Source organism: Photorhabdus sp. HUG-39, from assembly GCF_963878365.1.
Lineage (GTDB): Bacteria > Pseudomonadota > Gammaproteobacteria > Enterobacterales > Enterobacteriaceae > Photorhabdus > Photorhabdus kayaii.
Genome location: NZ_CAWNWY010000054.1, coordinates 1 through 21,100 on the forward strand (window position 1 = coordinate 1; position 21,100 = coordinate 21,100).

9 protein-coding genes and 1 pseudogene are annotated in these 21,100 nt (G+C 44.3%); 2 read left to right on the forward strand and 8 right to left on the reverse strand.

All coding sequences use genetic code 11. The features are described from left to right. The first annotated feature begins 61 nt into the window (after positions 1-61). Entirely contained in the window at positions 62-193 is a 132-nt protein-coding gene (locus AAC155_RS22605; RefSeq protein ID WP_262405191.1) for a hypothetical protein, read from the forward strand. Between the two features lie 467 nt (positions 194-660). Here AAC155_RS22605 and AAC155_RS22610 read toward each other — a convergent pair whose 3' ends face one another. The 8 genes from AAC155_RS22610 to AAC155_RS22645 all read right to left on the reverse strand — a co-directional run bounded on the left by AAC155_RS22610 (position 661) and on the right by AAC155_RS22645 (position 20,935). Further along, a complete protein-coding gene (locus AAC155_RS22610) occupies positions 661-10,596 on the reverse strand; it encodes a non-ribosomal peptide synthetase (RefSeq protein ID WP_113044221.1) in 9,936 nt (3,311 codons plus the stop codon). A gap of 1,036 nt (positions 10,597-11,632) precedes the next feature. Further along, entirely contained in the window at positions 11,633-12,955 is a 1,323-nt protein-coding gene (locus tag AAC155_RS22615) for an MFS transporter (RefSeq protein ID WP_113044222.1), read from the reverse strand. Positions 12,956-13,264: 309 nt separating this feature from the next. Then, a complete protein-coding gene (locus AAC155_RS22620) occupies positions 13,265-14,875 on the reverse strand; it encodes an AMP-binding protein (protein ID WP_011147347.1) in 1,611 nt (536 codons plus the stop codon). Next, complete coding sequence (locus AAC155_RS22625) at positions 14,868-16,034, reverse strand: MFS transporter (RefSeq protein ID WP_113044223.1); 1,167 nt, start codon at positions 16,032-16,034, stop codon at positions 14,868-14,870. Before AAC155_RS22625 ends, AAC155_RS22620 begins: the two co-directional genes overlap by 8 nt. A gap of 86 nt (positions 16,035-16,120) precedes the next feature. Continuing rightward, the gene (locus tag AAC155_RS22630; RefSeq protein WP_113044224.1) at positions 16,121-16,963 is read right to left on the reverse strand and encodes a hypothetical protein; all 843 of its coding nucleotides are present in this window, start codon (positions 16,961-16,963) and stop codon (positions 16,121-16,123) included. After that, a complete protein-coding gene (locus AAC155_RS22635) occupies positions 16,960-18,180 on the reverse strand; it encodes a citrate/2-methylcitrate synthase (protein WP_113044225.1) in 1,221 nt (406 codons plus the stop codon). The genes AAC155_RS22630 and AAC155_RS22635 overlap by 4 nt, the downstream gene beginning before the upstream one ends. A gap of 161 nt (positions 18,181-18,341) precedes the next feature. Beyond that, positions 18,342-19,808, reverse strand: a complete 1,467-nt coding sequence (locus AAC155_RS22640; RefSeq protein ID WP_205068584.1) for a nucleotidyltransferase domain-containing protein — start codon at positions 19,806-19,808, stop codon at positions 18,342-18,344. Positions 19,809-19,855: 47 nt separating this feature from the next. After that, on the reverse strand, positions 19,856-20,935 hold the full coding sequence (locus AAC155_RS22645) for a thiamine pyrophosphate-dependent enzyme (protein ID WP_158536623.1): 1,080 nt from the start codon (positions 20,933-20,935) through the stop codon (positions 19,856-19,858). Positions 20,936-20,965: 30 nt separating this feature from the next. On the opposite strand from AAC155_RS22645, the pseudogene AAC155_RS22650 reads away from it, so the two are divergent. Then, positions 20,966-21,100 (forward strand): annotated as a pseudogene (locus AAC155_RS22650) (transposase family protein); the annotation flags it as partial.

Sequence of the window (21,100 nt, forward strand, 5' to 3'; positions counted from 1 at the left end):
AAATATGAAAGATAGATTCTAATAATATATGGACAATACAAGTCATATTAGGGGGTAAAAAATGGGTTACATATATATTATTTTTTCTTTATTTTCACTTTATCCTCTATACTTTGCTTTTAAGAAATTTTTAATTCCCTATGATGTTTATACCCTATGGATTTCAAGATGCATCGCGACGGCAAGGGAGTGAATCCCCGGGAGCATAGCAAACGATGTGACCGGGGTGAGCGAGTGCAGCCAACAAAGAGGCAACTTGAAAGATGACGGGTATATACCCTATTCATTGTGATTTTCCCTTACGTGATTCTGTTCTTACGTTGTTAACACAGAAAAGCCTTTCCACAAGATAATGTATTGCAGAGTCAATTAATAATAATTGGTATTAAGAGCATGGGCTTTAATTCGAATATATGTCATTTCGATAAGTGGGCGCAAGCTAAAGCTAATAAAAATTGCGGTCAATTAATCAATATTATCCTAAAAATGTTAATTGGGCGTTGCTAATTTATTGTTATTAATCGGGGCATGGCATTCAGTTTCTGAATATATTGAATTGATGTCTGACATGTCCATTTTTATTTTTCTTTAATAAAAAATCCGGCATAAACAATATATACCGGATTATCATATCAAGGTTAAATCATTAATATATCAATATTACACCGCCTCCCCTTCATCACTAATTGCCAGCGCCACATTTAATGCCTGAGCTAAAGCAATTTTATTCTCATCATCTTCCAATAAACTAAAGTGGTCACCCGGAATAGCAATGAGTTTAAGTGAAGTATCAACTATTATCTGCGCCCAACCTAGCGACGGATCAATATTTAAAAGCGCTGACTTTTCATCTGTTACAAAAGAAATAGACGGATAAGGTTCCAGCGCATAAAACTGATGCAACGTTACCGCTAATGCTGATGGCTCATAATCTCTGACTATTTGATCATAATGCTCTATCTGTTCCCAACGCTTTGCCATTAATTCAGCACTCAGATTGACGGGATATAACGCCAGCTCCTGCGCCGTGGCAATAAACTGCACTAAATTCAATTCATCGATTCGCTGGTACAATACCGCAATCTCTTCAGAATATTCTTCCCCTAATTGCCTGACCAATTCAGCAAAAAATTGATGTTTGGGTTGCGCTATCTGCTGACCAAAGCTCTGCCCACCGAAACAATGAGGAGCAAGCGTGTCAATCAGCCCCAGGAAATTAACCCGCTCGCCAGCACTCAAAAGCTGTTGAGCAATGGCGTAAGCCAATATGCCACCAGAAGAGTAACCCCCTATCCGATATGGACCTGCCGGTTGAACCGCTTTCATCAAGGTGATCATTCTGGCAGCCTGCTCTTCCATCGTTAACATCGGTTCTTCGCTGATGGACGGCCAAGGCAGCGCATAAATCGGGTAGTCCGACGAAATATGCCGAGCCAGCCCGAAAGCATAGGAATAGTCACCCATGCCACTGGGAACAAAGAACAGCGGCAACCCTGTTCCATCAGGTCGTACCGATATGGCGCTGTTTTGCGGTTGAGACAGTAAATCCGAGGTGATTTTTGCGGCCAGTTCAGCCAGCACCGGGAATTGGAACAAAGTATTCAATGTGCAAACCATCCCTCGACCAGCGGCAATATTCGTCATTCGCATAGCGAGCAGTGAATGGCCGCCTAATACGAAGAAGTTGTCATGTCGACTGACCTGCTCAACACCCAATAACTCACACCAAATCGCCGCCAATGTAGTTTCTGTCTCGCCTTGCGGCGCTTCATAGACCTGACGAGAAAAATTTTCCTCTCTCGGCGCAACTAATGCTCGGCGATCTAGCTTACCGTTCGGGGTTTGCGGGAAGGCATCCAGACACACAAAAGCTGACGGCACCATATAATCCGGCAAAATGGCACTCAGATGCGCACGCAAACTGGCTGTCAGACCTTCATTCGCTTCCGCTACCACATAGGCGACCAAATGCTTGTCCCGGCCATCCTCCCACACCAACACCGCCGCTTCTTGCACCGCCGGGTGTTCCAACAATCGGATTTCAATCTCCCCCAGTTCAATCCGAAAGCCCCGAATTTTAACCTGCTCGTCGTTACGACCCAAGAATTCCAAATTGCCGTCTGGCAAGTAACGGGCCAAATCCCCGGTGCGATACATCCGCGCACCGGATACCGGACTAAAGGGATCAGCTATAAAACGTTCCGCGCTCAATTCCGGCTGGTTAAGATAGCCCCGTGCAACCCCGACGCCACCAATATACATTTCACCAACGCAGCCTAATGGGACAGGTTGACCGTCTCTGTCCAGTAGGTAGACGCAGGTATTTTTAAGCGGTTGGCCGATAGAATTATCATCAGCCGGGGATAATATCTCCTTACAGGTCGCCGTCACGGTATTTTCCGTCGGGCCATAAGCGTTCAACAGTCGAGGTCGGTGGGTTTCCCGCGCAAACCAATCCTGAATAGCACTCTTTTTAACGGCTTCACCACCAATAATGATGAACCTGAGGCAATCCGGTAGCGGGAGTGTATTGTCTCTGGCAATCAGTTCAGACCAAAATAATGCCGGCAGAGACATCACTGTGATACGGTTCTGCCAAGCTAAGGCAATAAATTCCTGCATAGAAGTTAACCAACGCTCATCACGCATCACTAACGTGGCGCCATTACACAATGACAAACAGCATTCCTCTACTGAAACATCAAACGCAAAAGAGGCAAATTGTAATAACCGGTCTTGCGCAGTGACGGCATAGGTCTCATTAAAACCCAGATAACGTTGATACACCGCCTGATGTTCTATCATCACCCCTTTCGGCTGCCCGGTTGAACCGGAAGTGTAAATCACATAAGCCAGATGCTGTGGTGTCAATGCAGTCACCAATGGATTGCTGTCCGGTTGGTCTGGCAGGGTATTCGATGTAAGTACGGTCAATCCGGTCAGCACTTCTTCGCCAAGCGTCGCCCGGCCAGCTTCATCAACCAGTACCACTGAGGGGGCCGTATCATCCAGAATATATGCCAGACGTTCTCCCGGATAAGTCGGGTCCAGCGGCACATAAGCCCCACCGGCTTTTAGCACCGCCAACAAAGCCACCACTATCGCCGGTGAACGTGCCATGCAAATCGCCACTCGCTGATCCGGTATGACGCCCAATGCAATCAGTTGATGGGCAAGGCGGTTGGCGCGAGCATTTAATTCGACATAACTGAGAGTCTGCTCTTCATAGACTAATGCGGTCGCTTCCGGGGTTTTCTTTACCTGCTGCTCAAACAGTTGGTGAATACATAATGGATCAGGATAAGGGGTCTCAGTAGCATTCAAGGTTTCCAATAGCAGTATCCGTTCCGTTTCAGGCAGGACGTTCAGCATACGTACCGGCGTCTCAGGGGCCTGTTCAAGCGCTTCCACCAGACTTTCCAGCGCCTGCTGCATATAACCGCATAGTCTCTCTGGCTCAAACGGCTGCACCACCAGAGCGGTCAGCCCCAATGTGGAACCCCCATCCTCTATCGACAGCCCAAATGGATAGTTAGTCCGCTCCTGTCCATCCAGAAATTCAACACCTGTGATGATGTCATCCGACATTGCCGATAAGGCATTGTGTCGATAGTTGAACAGAGCGCTAAAGAGTGGCGTACCGCTGGCAATACCACTGCACCGCTGGGCCAGCGCCAGTGAGGCATGCTCATGTTCCAGCAACCCGGCCAGTCGCAGATGCACCGCACGCACGCTCTCCTCTACCGGAGTATCATCGACATCCAGTCGCAACGGCAGGGTATTCATAAACAGCCCCATGCCATTGTCTGCCCCCTCTCCCGCCTCCATGCGCCCAAACAGGACGGTGCCAAACACCACTTTCTCCTGACCGCTGGTATGCGATAGTACCTGTGCCCAAGCCAGATGACACAACGCCGCCAAACTGACACCCAAATGCCGAGCCTGACTACGCAGCCGATCATTCAGCTCAGGTGCCAACATCCGGTGAAACTCCCTCATTTGAGAGCCGTCACGATGCACCTCCGTCAGTCCGAATGGGAATGTTGGCTCATCCACCGTCGCCAACATGTCGGTAAAGAAACGGGTATGTGCTGCCTGATCCCCCTTCAACCGGGTCTGAGCCACCAGATTGCGGAAAGGCACCGGTGCCGGCAGGCTATCCCCCTGCCCGGTAAAATAGGCCTGCACTTCACGGTGCATCACTTCCAGCGTTTCATGGTCACCAATCAAGTGATGCTGCAATTCCAGTAAGAACCAGCGTCCATCGGTTTCCTGAGTGATGACAAAATGCAGTAGCGGTGCCTGACTTAAATTAAGACGATAATGCCCCGGATCAAAACGCCGGGTTAACTGGTCAATGACTGGACCGTCCGCCGGGTCTAGCGTCAATTCCGTCACAGGCAACCGCGCCTGACGCCAGACCACCTGCGCCGGAACGGATAATCCTTCCCAGATAAAAGCCGTACGTAGGATGTCATGGCGATCAATCGCCTGTTGCACCGCCGCCAGATAACGGTCCAATAAAGAGCGATTCTCAAAGATCACCGGATAGAGCAACAGATACGGATCGCCTTCTTGTTCCAACAGGTGATGGAACAGGATACCGTCCTGCAACGGAGACAGGGCATAGATATCCTGAATATTAGCAACTCCACCCGGCACCTGCCCGACAATGCGATCAATATCAGTCTGAGTCAGATCAATCAGCGGCAACATTTCCGGCGTCAGCGCCGTAGTGGCTGACGTGATGACGTTAGGCGGCACCACTACAACCTGATGCTGTCCCACTGTTTGAGCCAAGTCTGACAGCACCGGAAATTGGAACAGATCTCGCGCCGCCAGTGTTAACCCCAAGCGACGCAAGCGTTCAATCATGCGTACCGCGAGCAGTGAATGGCCGCCCAACACAAAGAAGCTGTCATGCCGGCTAATCTGCTCAATACCCAATAACTCACTCCAGATGGCCGCTAAAGCTATCTCAGCTTCCCCTTGCGGCGCTTCATAGACTTGACGGGCAAAATCCTCCTCCCGCGGTGCCGGTAATGCCCGGCGATCTAGCTTGCCGTTCGGGGTCTGCGGGAAGGTATCCAGACGTACAAAGGCAACCGGTACCATATAGTCAGGTAAAATCGTACTCAAGTATTCACGTAAATCAGCAGCTAATCTCTCATGCGCTTGCGTTGCCACATAGGCGACCAGCCGTTTGTGCTGCCCGTCATCCAGTGCCAACACCGCCGCCTCTTGTACCGCTGGGTGTTCCATCAACCGAGTTTCAATCTCCCCCAGTTCAATTCGAAAGCCTCGAATTTTTACCTGTTCGTCGTTACGGCCCAGGAATTCCAGCTCACCACCCGGCAAGTAGCGGGCCAAATCGCCAGTGCGATACATGCGCGCACCGGATATCGGACTAAAGGGATCGGCTATAAAACGTTCCGCACTCAATTCCGGCTGGTTAAGATAGCTCCGTGCCACACCCACGCCGCCAATATACATTTCGCCAATGCAACCTAATGGAACGGGCTGACCGTATTTGTCCAGCAGGTAAATACAGGTATTTTTAACCGGCCGCCCGATAGAATGATCATCTGTCAGGAATAATATCTCCTTACAGGTCGCCGTCACGGTATTTTCCGTCGGGCCATAGGCATTCAGCAGTCGAGGGCGGTGGACTTCTCGCGTAAACCAATCCTGAACGGCGCTCTTTTTCACTGCCTCCCCCCCAATGATGATGAGTCTGAGGCAATCTGGTAACGGTAATCCATTATCTCTGGCAACCAATTCGGACCAAAATAACGCCGGCAGAGACATCACTGTGATACGGTTTTGCCCGGCTAAGGCAATAAATTCCTGCATCGAAGTCAGCCAACGCTCATCACGCATCACTAACGTGGCGCCATTACACAATGACAAGCAGCATTCCTCGACCGAAACATCGAACGCAAAAGAGGCAAATTGTAACAGCCGGTCTTGCGCGGTGACTGCATAGGTCTCATTAAAACCCAGATGACGTTGATACAGCGCCTGATGTTCTATCATCACCCCTTTCGGCTGCCCGGTTGAACCGGAGGTATAGATAACATAAGCCAGATGTTGTGGTGTCAGTTCGGCTACCTGCGGGTTACTGTCCGGCTGATCTGGCAAAATATGCGAGTCAAGTACCGTCAGCCCGGCCAGTGCCAGTTCGCCAAGCGCCGCCCGGCCAGCTTCATCAACCAATACCACTGACGGGGCGGTATCATTCAGGATATACGTCAGACGTTCTCCCGGATAAGTCGGGTCCAGCGGCACATAAGCCCCACCCGCTTTCAGCACCGCCAATAAAGCCACCACTACCGCCGGTGAACGTGCCATGCAAATCGCCACCCGCTGATCCGGTATAACGCCCAATGCAATTAGTTGGTGAGCAAAGCGGTTGGCGCGAGCATTTAATTCGGCATAACTGAGCGTTTGCCCTTCATAGACTAACGCGGTCGCTTCCGGGGTTTTCTCTACCTGCTGTTCAAACAGTTGATGAATACATAATGGGTCAGGATAGGGGGTTTCAGTGGCATTCAAGGTTTCCAGCAACAGTGTCCGCTCCGTTTCAGGCAGGACGTTCAGCACACGTACCGGCGTCTCCGGGGTCTGTTCAAGCGCTTCTACCAAACTTTCCAGCGCCTGCTGCATATAACCGCATAGTCTCTCTGGTTCAAACGGCTGTACCACCTGAGCGGTCAGCCCCAACGCGGAACTCCCATCCTCCACCGACAGGCCAAATGGATAGTTAGTCCGTTCCTGTTCGCCCAGGAATTCAATCCCGGCCATCGTCTCATCCAACGCCGCCGGTTGCTCATTATGGCGATAGTTGAACAGGGCGCTAAAGAGTGGGGTTTCACCCTGTATCCCACTGCACCGCTGGGCCAGCGCCAGTGAAGCATGCTCATGCTCCAGCAATTCAGCCAATCGTAGATGCACCGCCCGTACGCTATCCTCTACCGGGGTCTCGTCAATATCCAGTCGCAACGGCAAGGTATTCATAAATAACCCCATGCCATTGTCTGCTCCTTCCCCCGCCGCCATACGGCCAAACAGGACGGTGCCAAACACCACTTTCTCTTGCCCGCTGGTATGCGACAACACTTGCGCCCAAGCCAGATGACACAACGCCGCCAGACTAACACCCAAACGCCGGGCCTGACTGCGCAGACGATCATTTAACGTAGCGGTCAGCATCCGGTGGGATTCTGTCATGCGAGATCCGTCACGATGCACCTCCGCCAGCCCAAATGGCAACGTCGGCTCATCCACCTCCGCCAACATGTCGGTAAAGAAACGGGTATGCGCTGCTTGACTCACCCCCAACCGAGACTGAGCCACCAGATTGCGGAAAGGGGCCGGCGTAGGCAGACTCTCTTCCTGCCCGGCAAAATACGCCCGCACTTCACGGTGCATTACTTCCATCGTTTCATGGTCGCCAATCAGGTGATGTTGTAATTCCAGTAAGAACCAACGGCCATCAGTTTCCTGAGCGATAACAAAATGCAATAACGGGGCCTGCCCCAGATCCAGACGATACTGACTCGGATCAAAACGCCGGGTTAACTGGTCAATGACTGGGCCGTCAGCCGGGTCTAGCGCCAGTTCGGTCACAGGCAACTGTGTCCGACGCCAAACCACTTGTGCCGGGGCTGACAATCCTTGCCAAAAAAAAGCCGTTCGCAAGATGTCATGACGATCAATCGCCTGTTGTACCGCCGCCAGATAACGCTCCAGCAGAGATCGGTTAGCAAAGACCACCGGATAGAGTAACAGATACGGGTCGCCTTCCTGTTCCAACAGGTGGTGGAACAGGATACCGTCCTGCAACGGCGACAACGCATAGATATCCTGAATATTGGTCATCCCGCCCGGTACCAGCTCAACGATGCGATCAATATCAGCCTGAGTCAGATCAATCAGTGGCAACATCTCCGGCGTCAGCGCCGTGGTGGTGGGAGTGATGACATTAGGCGGTATTATCACGGCCTGATGTTGTCCCAACGCTTGGGCCAGCGCTGACAGCACCGGCGACTGAAACAGATCACGCGCAGTTAATGTCAACCCCAAGTGACGCAGGCGTTCAATCATGCGTACAGCAAGCAGTGAATGGCCGCCCAACGCAAAGAAACTGTCATGCCGGCTTATCTGCTCAATGCCTAATAATTCACGCCAGATAGCCGCCAAGGCGATCTCAGCCTCCCCTTGCGGCGCTTCATAAATCTGACGAGCAAAATCTTCCTCTCCTGGCGCCGGTAATGCCCTGCGGTCCAGTTTGCCGCTTGGGGTCTGCGGGAAGGTATCCAGACACACAAAAGCGACCGGAACCATATAGTCAGGTAAAATCGCCCTCAAGTATTCACGTAAATCAGCAGCTAATCTCTCATGTACTTGTGCCGCCACATAGGCGACCAGCCGTTTGTGCTGCCCATCATCCAGTGCCAGCACCGCCGCCTCTTGTACCGCCGGGTGTTCCACCAAACGGGTTTCAATTTCCCCCAACTCAACCCGGAAGCCGCGGATTTTAACCTGCTCATCGTTACGACCCAGGAATTCCAGCTCACCATCCGGCAGAAAGCGGGCCAAATCCCCGGAGCGATACATTCGCGCATCGGATTCCGAACTAAAGGGGTCTGGCAAAAAACGTTCCGCGCTCAATGCAGGTCGGTTCAGATAACCCCGCGCCACCCCCACGCCACCAATGTACATTTCGCCAATGCCACCCAATGGAACCGGTTGCCCCTCTCTGTCCAACAGATAGATGCGGGAATTTTTAACCGGCCGACCGATAGAACGGGCATCTTCCGGGGATAATATCTCCTTATAGGTCACCGTCACGGTATTTTCCGTCGGGCCATAACCATTCAACAACCGGGGCCGGTAGCCTTCTTGCATAAACCAGTCCTGAACGGCGTTCTTTTTTACCGCCTCACCACCAATCATGACGAGCCGGAGGCAATCCGGCAGCGGTAACCCGGGATCTCTGGCCGCCAGTTCAGACCAGAATAAGGTTGGCAGAGAAACGATCGTAATACGATGTTGCCGGGTTAAAGCAATAAATTCCCGTACCGAAGCTAGCCAGCTATCATCCCGGATAACCAGTGTGGCCCCGTTACACAATACCGAGAAAAATTCCTCTACTGAAACATCAAACGCAAAAGCGGCAAATTGCAACACCCGATCTTGCTCAGTGACGGTATAAGTGTCATTAAAGCCCAGATAACGCTGATAAATCGCCTGATGTTCTATCATCACCCCTTTCGGCTGCCCGGTTGAACCGGAGGTGTAAATCACATAGGCCAGATGCTGTGGTGTCAATGCGGTCACTAAGGGATTGCTGTCCGGTTGGTCAGGTAGGATATTCGGGTCAAGCACGGTCAACCCGGCTAGCGCGACGTCACCCAATGCTGCCCTCCCGGTCGCATCAGCCAATACCACTGACGGGGCAGTATCATTTAGGATATACGCCAGACGTTCAGCCGGGTAGGTTGAATCCAGCGGCACATAGGCCCCACCCGCTTTCAACACCGCCAGCAGCGCCACCACCATCGCCGGGGAGCGTGCCACACAAATTGCTACCCGCTGGTCCGGTACGACACCCAATGCAATCAATTGGTGCGCCAGCCGGTTAGCGCCGGCATTTAATTCAACATAACTGAGGCGCTGCCCTTGATACTCTAACGCCGTGGCCTCTGGAGCTTGCTCTACCTGTTGCTCAAATAACTGATGAATACATAACGGATCAGGATAGGGGGTTTCAGTCGCGTTCCAAGTTTCCAGTAGTAATGTACGTTCAGCCTCTGGCAACAAATTAAGCTGCCCTATAGGCATTTCATCCCCCGTCCTTTTCGATGCTGCCAGCACCTGTAAGTGCTCGCTCATCCGCAAAACGACTTCCGTACTCAGGCGGTTTTCATCGTAGATCCAACGAAAACCCCCTTGTGCATTTATCTGGAGGGTCAACAATTCGCCGGACACTTTTTGATCCCGCGGCCTATCACCCTTTATCAACGAAACAGCGATTCGCCACGGCCGACTTGTTGCCAACGCCGGGATAGCATGCAATGAAGGAGAGCAAGAGAAGAGATCACAACTAAATGTGCCGTGCTGCGCCAACCGAGACAACTCATCATCAACCCAGCCAGCTACCTCACGCCAAGGCTTATCAAACGCTACCTCAATGGCCATAGGCACCACCGGTGCCAGATTTGCCGATTCATCTTTTACCTTATCCACGCTCCAACCGATTTGGAATACGGTCTGCTCAGTCAAACGCGCAAGGTAAATGACAAAAGTCTGCAACAACATTCGCAATGGCTCCTCTTCACCATTTTTTGGCAGAGGGGGCTGCCAAGCGCTCATTGCCCATATGGGTTCTGTTTGTTCTCCGGCGGTTTCGAAAGGTAACTGGAGGGGTTGCAAAGCAGCAAGACGCTCATACCAGAATAATTCACTGGATGTGAGTCTCTGAAGGATATTCTTTGTATTTCGAGTTTGTTGTGAAACGTCATTTGCATCGGTTATATTTTTTGACGTCTGAGTTTTAAACTCACTTCCCACTTTAGCAATATTATTTTTCATCTACTACTACCTCAACGAATCTGTTAGAAATTTGAGAACCGTCATTCCCGACAGTCATCACTAATGTTTCTCTCCTACTTCTTGCCTAAAAATAAAAATGGACACATCTGCTATTCATCCAAGAGACTCAGATATCGGATGCCACAGCCTGATTAATAACGGCCACTTAGCCAATCTTCAATACCAATTATCCTGACCACAGAATGAGATATTCCATTTTTATTCCTATTTTTCAGATAAGCTCAATTAATTCACTGTAATTTTTGTTGACTGATCATAAATTCCATAATTAAAAACTTAACCATTACCTACATTTATTATTCATAATTACCAAATAACCTTTAACTTTATCTGTTTTCAATTAATACCTAATTAAAATGATTTCAAAAACAAATTAAGTATTTTAAAAATAAAATAGACCAATTTACATTTAATTATCAAAACATTATAATCATCTGTGAAATAACCCTCCGCCCCAATAATAAAAATATATACTAATTACAAATACACTTATTCAAGAGGCATAAAATTATCTTGTGCATTCAATTATATCAAAATATAACGCCAAGCTAAAAATAATTCATAAAAAATTATTTTTCAACAATAAGACAATACCGCTAATGAATATACCACAAATAGATAAATACAAATTACATTTAACTTAATTACATATTGTTTTGTAATAATACACATTGCAATCTATATCCTATTCAATAATATTTACTATCGCATAAATTAGACACCCTCCAATTTAAATAATTTAATTTTAAGACACCCTATATCTAATTCAAATTTTAAATATAAAAAAATAACTTTTTCACTATATATATTTATAACTAAACACCTACATTAAATTATTTATTAAAATCACAACAAACCAATAACAACATTAATTTAAACTTTATGATTGATATTATTTTAAAAATAATATGGATATTAACACTTATGATCCAACATGATATAAGACATTATCCGCCAAGTAATTAATAGCAAAGTATCCTCCTCATATTTTTATATTTAAATTATTCAAGGTTAGCTATTTATGCCTTCTATAACTCACATCCTTAAATGTTAATGATAAAGCCGCTAAAATAGCTGGAATGGATAAAATGGCAAAAATAGTGCTATAACTTAATTCAAGCCTGATCAATTCTGCGCCAAATAAAGTACCGAAAATCCCACCAAATCTTCCAAATCCTAACATCCAGGCAACCCCCGTGGCCCTACAATGAGTCGGATAAAATTGTGCAGAGATTGATCCCATCGACGCCTGAGCGCCATTCATCGTTATCCCGGCAAGAAATATAAGAATACTCAATAATAATACATTTTCTTCCTGACCAATAAAAAAGACCAGAATACCCGCTAGGGCATAATTAGTTGCAACTACTTTATGAGGATTAATTCGATCCATTAACCAACCGGAAAAAACCGTGCTGATTACACCTCCCAAAGGAAATAATGCTGTCAATGTTGCTGCCATGCTAATACTGAAACCAACATCGTTCATTAAAAACGGCATCCAACTTGTCAGAACATAAAAAACCAATGCTCCCATGCAATAGGTTATCCATAACATTGCCGTCCCAATTAAGAATCGATTAGATAAAACCGTTTTAATTGACGACTTATGTATAATTTCTTCTCCATCAAAGGTAAACTTATTTATATCATTTAAAGTATTACCGGTCATTTTAGACAAAATTCGTCTTATATTACCTTCTGCCCCCCCTTTCGAAACCAAATACCTAAGTGATTCAGGTAATAGAGAAAAGAGAAATAGCGATAGAAATAACGGCAGAATACCCCCTAAAATCAAAACCCCTTGCCAACCAAAATGTGGAATAATCCATGCAGAAATTATCCCACCCACCGCTGCACCAAGAGGAAAACCACAAAAAACAATATTTATTAACAAAGATCGCCGATTCTCTGGGGCATATTCAGATATTAAGGTTATTGCATTTGACATTGCCGCACCAAGACCTAACCCAGTCAAAAAACGCAAAATAGTTAATGTCTGTATTGAATCTGCAACAGCGGTAGCAAGACTAAGCAGGCCAAAAGCAGTGACGGATATTGTCAGCACTGACTTTCGACCAAACCGATCTGCAAGTGGGCCAGCAAAAATCGAACCCAACGATAACCCAAAAAGAGCGGCGCTCATAGCCGGCCCAAGAATAGCACCTTCTACTTTAAAATCATTGACCACTGCGGGTGCAATATACCCCATTAATACCGTGTCAAAACCATCAATAACAACAATTAAGAAACATAAAATTAATACTTGCCATTGAACTTTCGAGAATTTTTGATTATTAATAATATGTTGGATACTGACTGTTTCAGTGCTATTCATCTTAAATCACCAATGTCATAAAATTCACTCCTCTTAACTATAAAGATAAATTATCAGTTTAATAATAGATGTAAAGAAAATTTATTTTCGATGTTTTCTACGTTAACTTTATTAATATCCATATTATCATCATGAAAAACATATTTGACGTTATTATTTTCACTTTAGAACATTGCCCTGAAATATTTCCATTGACTAATAATCATCTCTTTAATTTAAAATCTCTGTTCTCTGAATTCACAGATAAAAATCTGCATTAATAATAATGAAAGACATGTGATTCTAAAAACCTATCCCACTCTTGAGATCTCAGGAATTCCTAATCAATTGTCTCAATTGCCCTTTTATGATTTTTCCACTTGCGTTTCTGGGTAAAGTTAAAAAAGTATAACCTTTAGGGCGCTTATAGCGCGCCATTACCGTACAAATATAATTGTCCAATTCATACTCTGTAACTGATGAAGTTTCTTCGAGCTCTATAAATGCATACGGTACTTCACCCCAATGTGAATCTGGCTTTGCTACAACGGCGGCAGCTAAAACACCGGGATAGTTTGACAGTATATTTTCCAATTCCAGACTAGAAATATTCTCACCACCAGAAATAATAATATCTCTCTTTCTATCTACAATTCTGACATAGCCATCATTTTCAACGACAGCCAGATCCCCTGTGAAAAGCCATTGACTTGCTGCATCAAGAGTCACATGCCGATCTGGATCATAAGATGCAACCATATTTCCACGAATTACGAGCTCACCAACAGTCTTTCCATCAAAAGGCACCTGTAACCCCGTATTTTCCTCAATAACACAAACTTGACCTTGTAAATTTGAGACAATGCCTTGACGCATCCTCTTGGATATTCTTACGGATTTAGAGAGCTTCTCCCAATCGCTCTTCTCTTCACACACAACGACCGGGCCATATGTCTCAGTCATACCATAGACTTGCGTTACTGCTATTCCAATGGAATCTAATAGAGAAAACATCATCTCTGTAGGCGGCGCACCTGCGACTAATCCATGAATTTTCTCCTTAAAATGCAGCCCTTGTTTCCGCGCAATAGTACCTAATGCGCAATGGACAATAGGCGCTCCACAATAGTGTGTTACCTTATGCTTCTGCATTAGCAATATCGCTTCTTCTGCGTCAAACTTGCGCATACAGATGTGTGTACCTCCCCGAGCAGTGATAGCCCACGGAAAACACCACCCATTACAGTGAAACATTGGTAACGTCCATAAGAACGTCGGTCGTTTTGGTATATCCCAATCCAGAACATTAGAAATAGAATTAAGAAACACGCCACGGTGAGAATAGACAATAAGTTTAGGTTGTCCACTTGTTCCTGAAGTTACATTTATGCTGATCGCCTCTTGTTCATCTCGTAGAGAAAAAGACAACTCTCCCGATTTATGCGTAGTTATCAGCGATTCATATTGAATAAATTCCCGGTCAGAAATTGATTCTGAAATGACTGCGCCATCCACATCAATAACGATGATCTTTACTTGTTTGTCTAGAGAAACATCATCCAACAGTGAAATAAAGGTTCTATCAATAAACAATACCTTAGGATTAAGTTTTTTAAATATAAAATTTAAAGTATTTGAGTCCGTTCGGGTACTGAGCGCATTCAAGATACCGCCTGCCATTGGAACCGCAAAATGTAATTCAAGAAGCTCGTGTATATTGGGTAGAAGCGCGGACACAACTGTTTCTTTACAAACGCCCATTTTTTTCAAAGCTATTGCAAGCCTTTCACACCGAGATGCATATTGGCTCCAAGTCCAATGACATTCTCCATCTATGACAGCAATATCATCTCCATTACTCAGTATTGCTCGTCTTAGAAATGAAATAGGCGAAAGCGCGACACCATCATATTCACTTAAGAAAAAATTAGAATCAGTCATATTTCTCACTCCCTTTTTTATATATGCTAAAAGCGATTGATATCATGATAAGAAGCAATATAGCGTCGATAATAATTGGTGCATCAACTCCACCAAATTGCTGAGCATATGGTGTTACAGCTTGGCCGACTGCTTGAGCTAAGAAAGTACTTGTTCCTAAGAATCCATAAATTGCAGGTATTTGTTCAACAGGATAAGTCTTCGATATAAACTGATGAAAGGCAGTGAAATAAATGGTACTGCCAAGACCACCCAATAGTAACATTACCCAAAAGCCTAAGTGAGCTGATATCAAAAGAGCACCGCTCGGTTGCAAAAACAAAAGTATAAGAGAGATGACGAATCGTGCCTTTAAAGCTATTTTTCGTAACAGCTTACGCAGTGGTAAAACAAAAAAACCTCCCGCAGCCGCAACAGCAAACGAATAGCCAACCTCTATTGGATTGAATCCACTAGCGTATACAGCAAAGATAGGCCATGAGGCTAACCATAAACCAAGACACATAAATTCCAGATGGTGAACCAGAAGTAACCTCCAATTACGACTAAGGAGTTGAGCTAACGTTATCCGAATATGTTCACGACTATGATTGTCAGTAGATGTAATAGCAGTTTTTTGGGGCAATATTATCAGACACAAGGAATACAGAATTGCTGAGAATAAGAAAACACTATAAAGGTCAAACTTCGCAACGATAATCCCACCTGCCATTGGACCCGCTAAACGCCCAGCATTTTGGGAAATAACATAGCTATCATTCACCGACTCAAAATTCGGAGATTGGGAAAATCTATTAAGCTGCGTTCGCCAAGAGATAATGAATCCTGAAAAAAAAGCCCCTTCCAGCAGTCTGGAACACAATAGTAAACTAACAGGGTTGCTAAAAAGGAATAAACAGATGCTACAAGACATAAGTCCAATTAATGCACCGGTATATATCTGTAAACAATTTTTAAGTGAGATAAATTGCCCCATAATAGGCTGGAATACCATTCTTCCAATAGCAGTTCCCGATAGGAAGACGGCTGCTTGTGTTGTGGAAAAATCCGTTGTTTCTACAAACAAAGGTATATAACCCACGGCCGCAGTAGCTGCGGCCCAAAAAAGGAAACCTCGAACAAATGTAGTAAAAGGTAGCAGATCTAATTCTCCGTTCATAACTCGGCCTCTACTCTACTTGAACTATTGAGGAACTGTGTTTGTCTTAGAGACCTGTTCATAACTCGGCCTCTACTCTACTTGAACTATTGAGGAACTGTGTTTGTCTTAGAGACCTGTTCATAAACCGCAGCAAGCAATGCAACTGAATTTTCGTGAGTTGATAACTCTGAGTTCGCATCTCCACCACTTAAAAAATCGCGAAGCTGCTCTTTTCTTGCGTGGACATTCAAGCCCGCGCATAGAGGGAGGCTTGGGTTTAACTGTGATAGATCTTTGCGGTTGATTCGTAACACAGTTTGTTCTCCCCTCCGGGTAAACATTGGATGGGTAGCAATAGTTATATTAAAATCTTCCGGTATCGTGTCACCTTCTGTCAGTTTCCGAAAAGAATTCGATACGATGCTAATTGAGCAGAAATGCCCTAGATGAATATTTACGATTTCCTGTCGTATTCGTCCATCGCTTGGAATACTATTCGGCATTATCCTGCCAGTTAAGGTTGTTTCTATCAGATCCATGCTGAAAAACATTCGATGTTGAATACCTTTGGAATAATTTCCTATTACTAACACGTTCAGTCCATTTTCGGCTGCCCATAGAGCATATACTTTATGAGCTTTTGGTTCAGTGCTTACTATAACAGCATCAGCCTGATAGACTTCTGGAATTGCAGAAAGTAACCTGTAAATTTCGTCTGAATCTGGATAATTTCTGTATTTTTCATCAAGAAATAAGTATGCTCTGGGCTTTAATCCCTTCTCATTTAATGCACAGCGAATTTTCATTTCTCGGCATTTCAAGTCAACTATAAGCATAACCTCAATGGTATCGCGGTACTCCAATAGAACATCTAAATATCTATTTAAAAAGTGAGGACCACATCCAAATACAATTAGTTTCCGTACTGGTTTATGCTTTGTTTTCATAAATATAGCTCCTGTGGTCGCAGAATTGGCGCTTTACTGTCAATACTGTCATAGTAATGAGCCAACCAACCAGCAGCACGACTAAAGCAAAGGAGAGCAGTATTCATGTGCGACTTGAAACCAGCTCTACGAAGTAGCAACCCATTAAATAGATCCGGATTTGGGTATAATCCCCGTTGCGAAAAATACGGCCTTTTCGATACTTCCGATGCAAGTTCCTGTGAAATATTTACATAGGAAGAAATAACATCGAATTTTGCCTTCTGTTTGATAAGAATATCGCTCATGTAAGAAGCTCGTGGGTCTGGTTGTTTGTAAATTCGATGACCAAATCCCATAAGACGTTGCTTTCTTTCTACTAGTTCATCAATAAAAGTACTAATATTTTTAGAATTATCGTGTATATCATCGATCATTAAACCAACTGCCCCACTCGCTCCGCCATGAAGAGGACCGCTGAATGCGCAAATACCCGCAGCTACAGCATTAAATGGATCTGCACCGGAACTCGCTACAGCTCTAACGGTTGCAGTTGAGCAGTTCAGCCCATGTTCTGCATGAAGAATTAAAAACTTGTTTAACATTTCTTCTGCTACATCGTCACACTGTTGGCCAAAACATGTTGCTAAAAAGCTTGCAAAGAATCGATGCTTAGTACCGAAAAAAGTTTTAAATACAGGTTCGGATATAGCATATTTCTGAGCATATATAGCAATTGCGGCAGCTATTGCTGCCAAAATAGATGCAGTAATTATCAAACGTTCGTCCTTTGTTTTTACAGAACAGTCAGAAAGCCATTTACCCTGCGAAGATAAAACTGCAATTGTGAGGAAATCAGTGGGAGTAGTATCGAATATTACTGGTGTTAACTTTTCAATATGCTTGAGTGCTGATAGGTAATTGTTATGGAGCATATCTAAAAACTCTTCACTTCCTTCTGATCCTTCTGAATTTAGTTTTCCTGTAATCAGAAGATACACAACATCACTAAAAGAATAGTTATTTGCTAGGTCTCGGACATTATGGCCTCGGTACTCAAGCTTCAACTCTTTTTCATCGATTCGACCTATATTACTTCTACAGATGGCTGTTTGCATTAAACCTTCATCGAGTATCTTCATCTTTATTTTTCGATTTGGCTTGAGAATAGTTTGGTCTGACAATTGTTGTACTTCAAAAAATTCGTTAATTGATCTTGCCAAAATTTTCGATGTCATGCTCTATTCCTCTTCATAATATATGTTCATTAAACTGACACATTGATTTAAATAGGATTACAATAATCAAATTATTACACTAGCTAATGACGATGTTTGGATACGAATCAATATCTTACTCATCGTAATATGTTTAGCTAAAAGAACTAGCATCATTCCGTCTATAAAATTGACTTCTCGACCTGTACCATATGTAATTTCTCTGCCACTATTTCACATGCGTCAAGTAATGAATAGAATAAATTTTCTAATTCCGCTCGACTTCCAATAAGCAATTTTTTCTTCAGCGTATTCTCACTTTCTTTTAGGTTTTGCGTATATTTAATAATGTCGGTGAGAATTTCGTTGTCTCTGTAATATTCCAAAACCTGAGTTTTCTTTGTTGGATAGAAACCACTTTTTAGGATTTGCAAAGGGCGTAAGCAACCGTGATCGGTAAGTTTCATCATCAGCCCAAGCATATAATGTGCTCGATGTCCATATGTACCAGAAATCAGATAAGAACGAGCTATTTGCCTTATAGTAAATAAATTATTAATAATGCCATATATATCGCCTTTCAATGACGGTTTCATTTCTAAAGCAAGATCCCCATAGACACGCTTAGTTCCATTAATGAGCGCATATGCTCTGAAACTAGGATACTGGTGAACATTCGATTCACTATATACAGAGATGGATAAATCCTTAAACCTAGATTGTGTTGAGCGAATTGCTTCAAGGATAACTGTATCGACCTTATCCACGATAACAATAGAGTCTATATCTGAACCACTTCTCATATCACCTCGGGCAGCACTACCGTGGAGATAAAAGGCTAATAATCTATCTCCAATAAACTGCCTTAAAAGAATAATCACTTGATCAATAATCGGTTGTAATGAAAGAAGATCGTCTACTTTACCCTGTGCTGAAACAATACGTGTCTCCGGGTAAAAGTGCTGCAACAACGTCGAATAGTACTCCGCGATTCCACTTAACCGTGCCGCTGCATCACGAAAAATATTAATATTGGATAAAAGTTCTTTTTCAAACTTTTGCCAAGATGTATTGCAAGTGACCAGCCAATTAAGATCTTCTGTTGGTATTTTCAAAACATATGCACTATTTTTGTGAATACAAGATAGTTCCTCCGATTCGAGCAAACGATATAGCCCCAATTCGGCGTAACGCATTGCCCAACCAAGCTGGCGTACTCCCCAAACGTGAGTCTTTGGCGTCAAGTTTCTGAGGTAGTAAAGACGTGCAATATGAGCAACGCTAAAAACTGCTTGTCTATATATATCAAGATTTCCTTTGATATTAGGGAGTACCACATCACTTATTTTTTCCGACCGTAAGAGCCAAGGATTCTTAGTAAATTGCCACATACAATGAGGCGGATAATATGACAACTCATTAATCGTAAGATAATTTAGGGTAAACTCAAAAAACTCCGCCTGAAGGTATCTTAGCGATGTAATGCAACCTGTGACGAAATTATCAGGTAAAATCACGTAGAAATGCCTCACACACCGAGAAGAATAATCGGGTTGACGGAGATATGAATCAGTTTCCACAATACCAAGGAGATTCTCTCCAAAAACTTCTAATGCGGACTGAATAAAATAGTCAGTTCTTGCGTCCATATAAATTTACTCTATAAGTATATCAAATCCATAAATCATGCATCGAATCAAGCTACATACTTTAATAGGTTATAGTCGTAAGCAACAGGGATCTCAATTAAAAACGGTTCATTAAGAAGATATGCCTGTTCCAAGACTTTCGGAAGTTCTTCTGGATTCTTGAGTAAAACAGATTTCATTCCGTTAGCATTCGCCAATAAATGAAATTGAACCGGCCCTAGCTCTGTCATGCCTTTTACCGGTTCTTCACTATGTAAGCCTTGATAATACTTTATTAAACCGAAACAAGAATCTGACAGTACTATGATGATAACTGGCAATTTGTATCTAACAGCTGTTTCCAAGTCTTGACTTGTAGAATGAAAACCGCCATCGCCACAAATGGCTACAACTTTTTCTGAGGGATTACAAAGCTTCGCGGCTAACGCTGCGGGAAGGCCGAAACCAAAACTTCCACACACGTTGGAACAGATGAATCTATTAGGCATATGAGTACGGGCTAATAAACCAGCGTACTGTTTGTGCAAACCGACATCACTGCATAGAATACCACTATCCCCCAAATAGTTGCTGATTACCTTCATAATCCTAGGAATATCAGTCGTTCCAGGCTTAACACTAATTGCTTTTCGCTCATCGAAGATCTCTTTAAGCTCTTTATGTTTTTCAGAGAAACCTTGGTTCCTCACAGTACAAACATTCCTGAGATAACGCAATGACTGCTCAATATTGCCTAAACAATTCACTTTTGGCTGAAAAACTTCTTCCATCGGAATATCGAAACTATTTATTACAATAGTATCCTTATTACAGCCCCACAAAGATGGTTTTAGATCTTCCCCAAAGTCGTAACCGATTAAAATAAGAAGATCAACATCGTCGAAAAGGTCTGATACTATTGGCCGACGATATACTCCATCAAGATATTTATTAGCTGCGGTTAAAAATAAACGATGTTTTTCAGATATTGCACCTTTTGCAGCCAAAGAACATATTATTGGAACATTGAGCTGCTCTGCAAAGAGTCTTACTTCATTTTGAGCTTGTTCCCGTAGTACCTGGTTACCCAGGGCGCGAGCATACTTTTTTACCCCCCCCTTGAATGAACCGTAATTATATGATCTCATTCTCCTTATTTTTCTTTTTAATACTCGCCCATGAATCCGAACCAGACCCTGATTGAACATTTAACCGTTGTGAAAGAAACTCGTTCTGACATCAATCGTCAATACGAGCTGATTGATGTTATTTTTCTTGTCATCAGCGCCATTCTCGCTGGCGCTGAAGGTTGG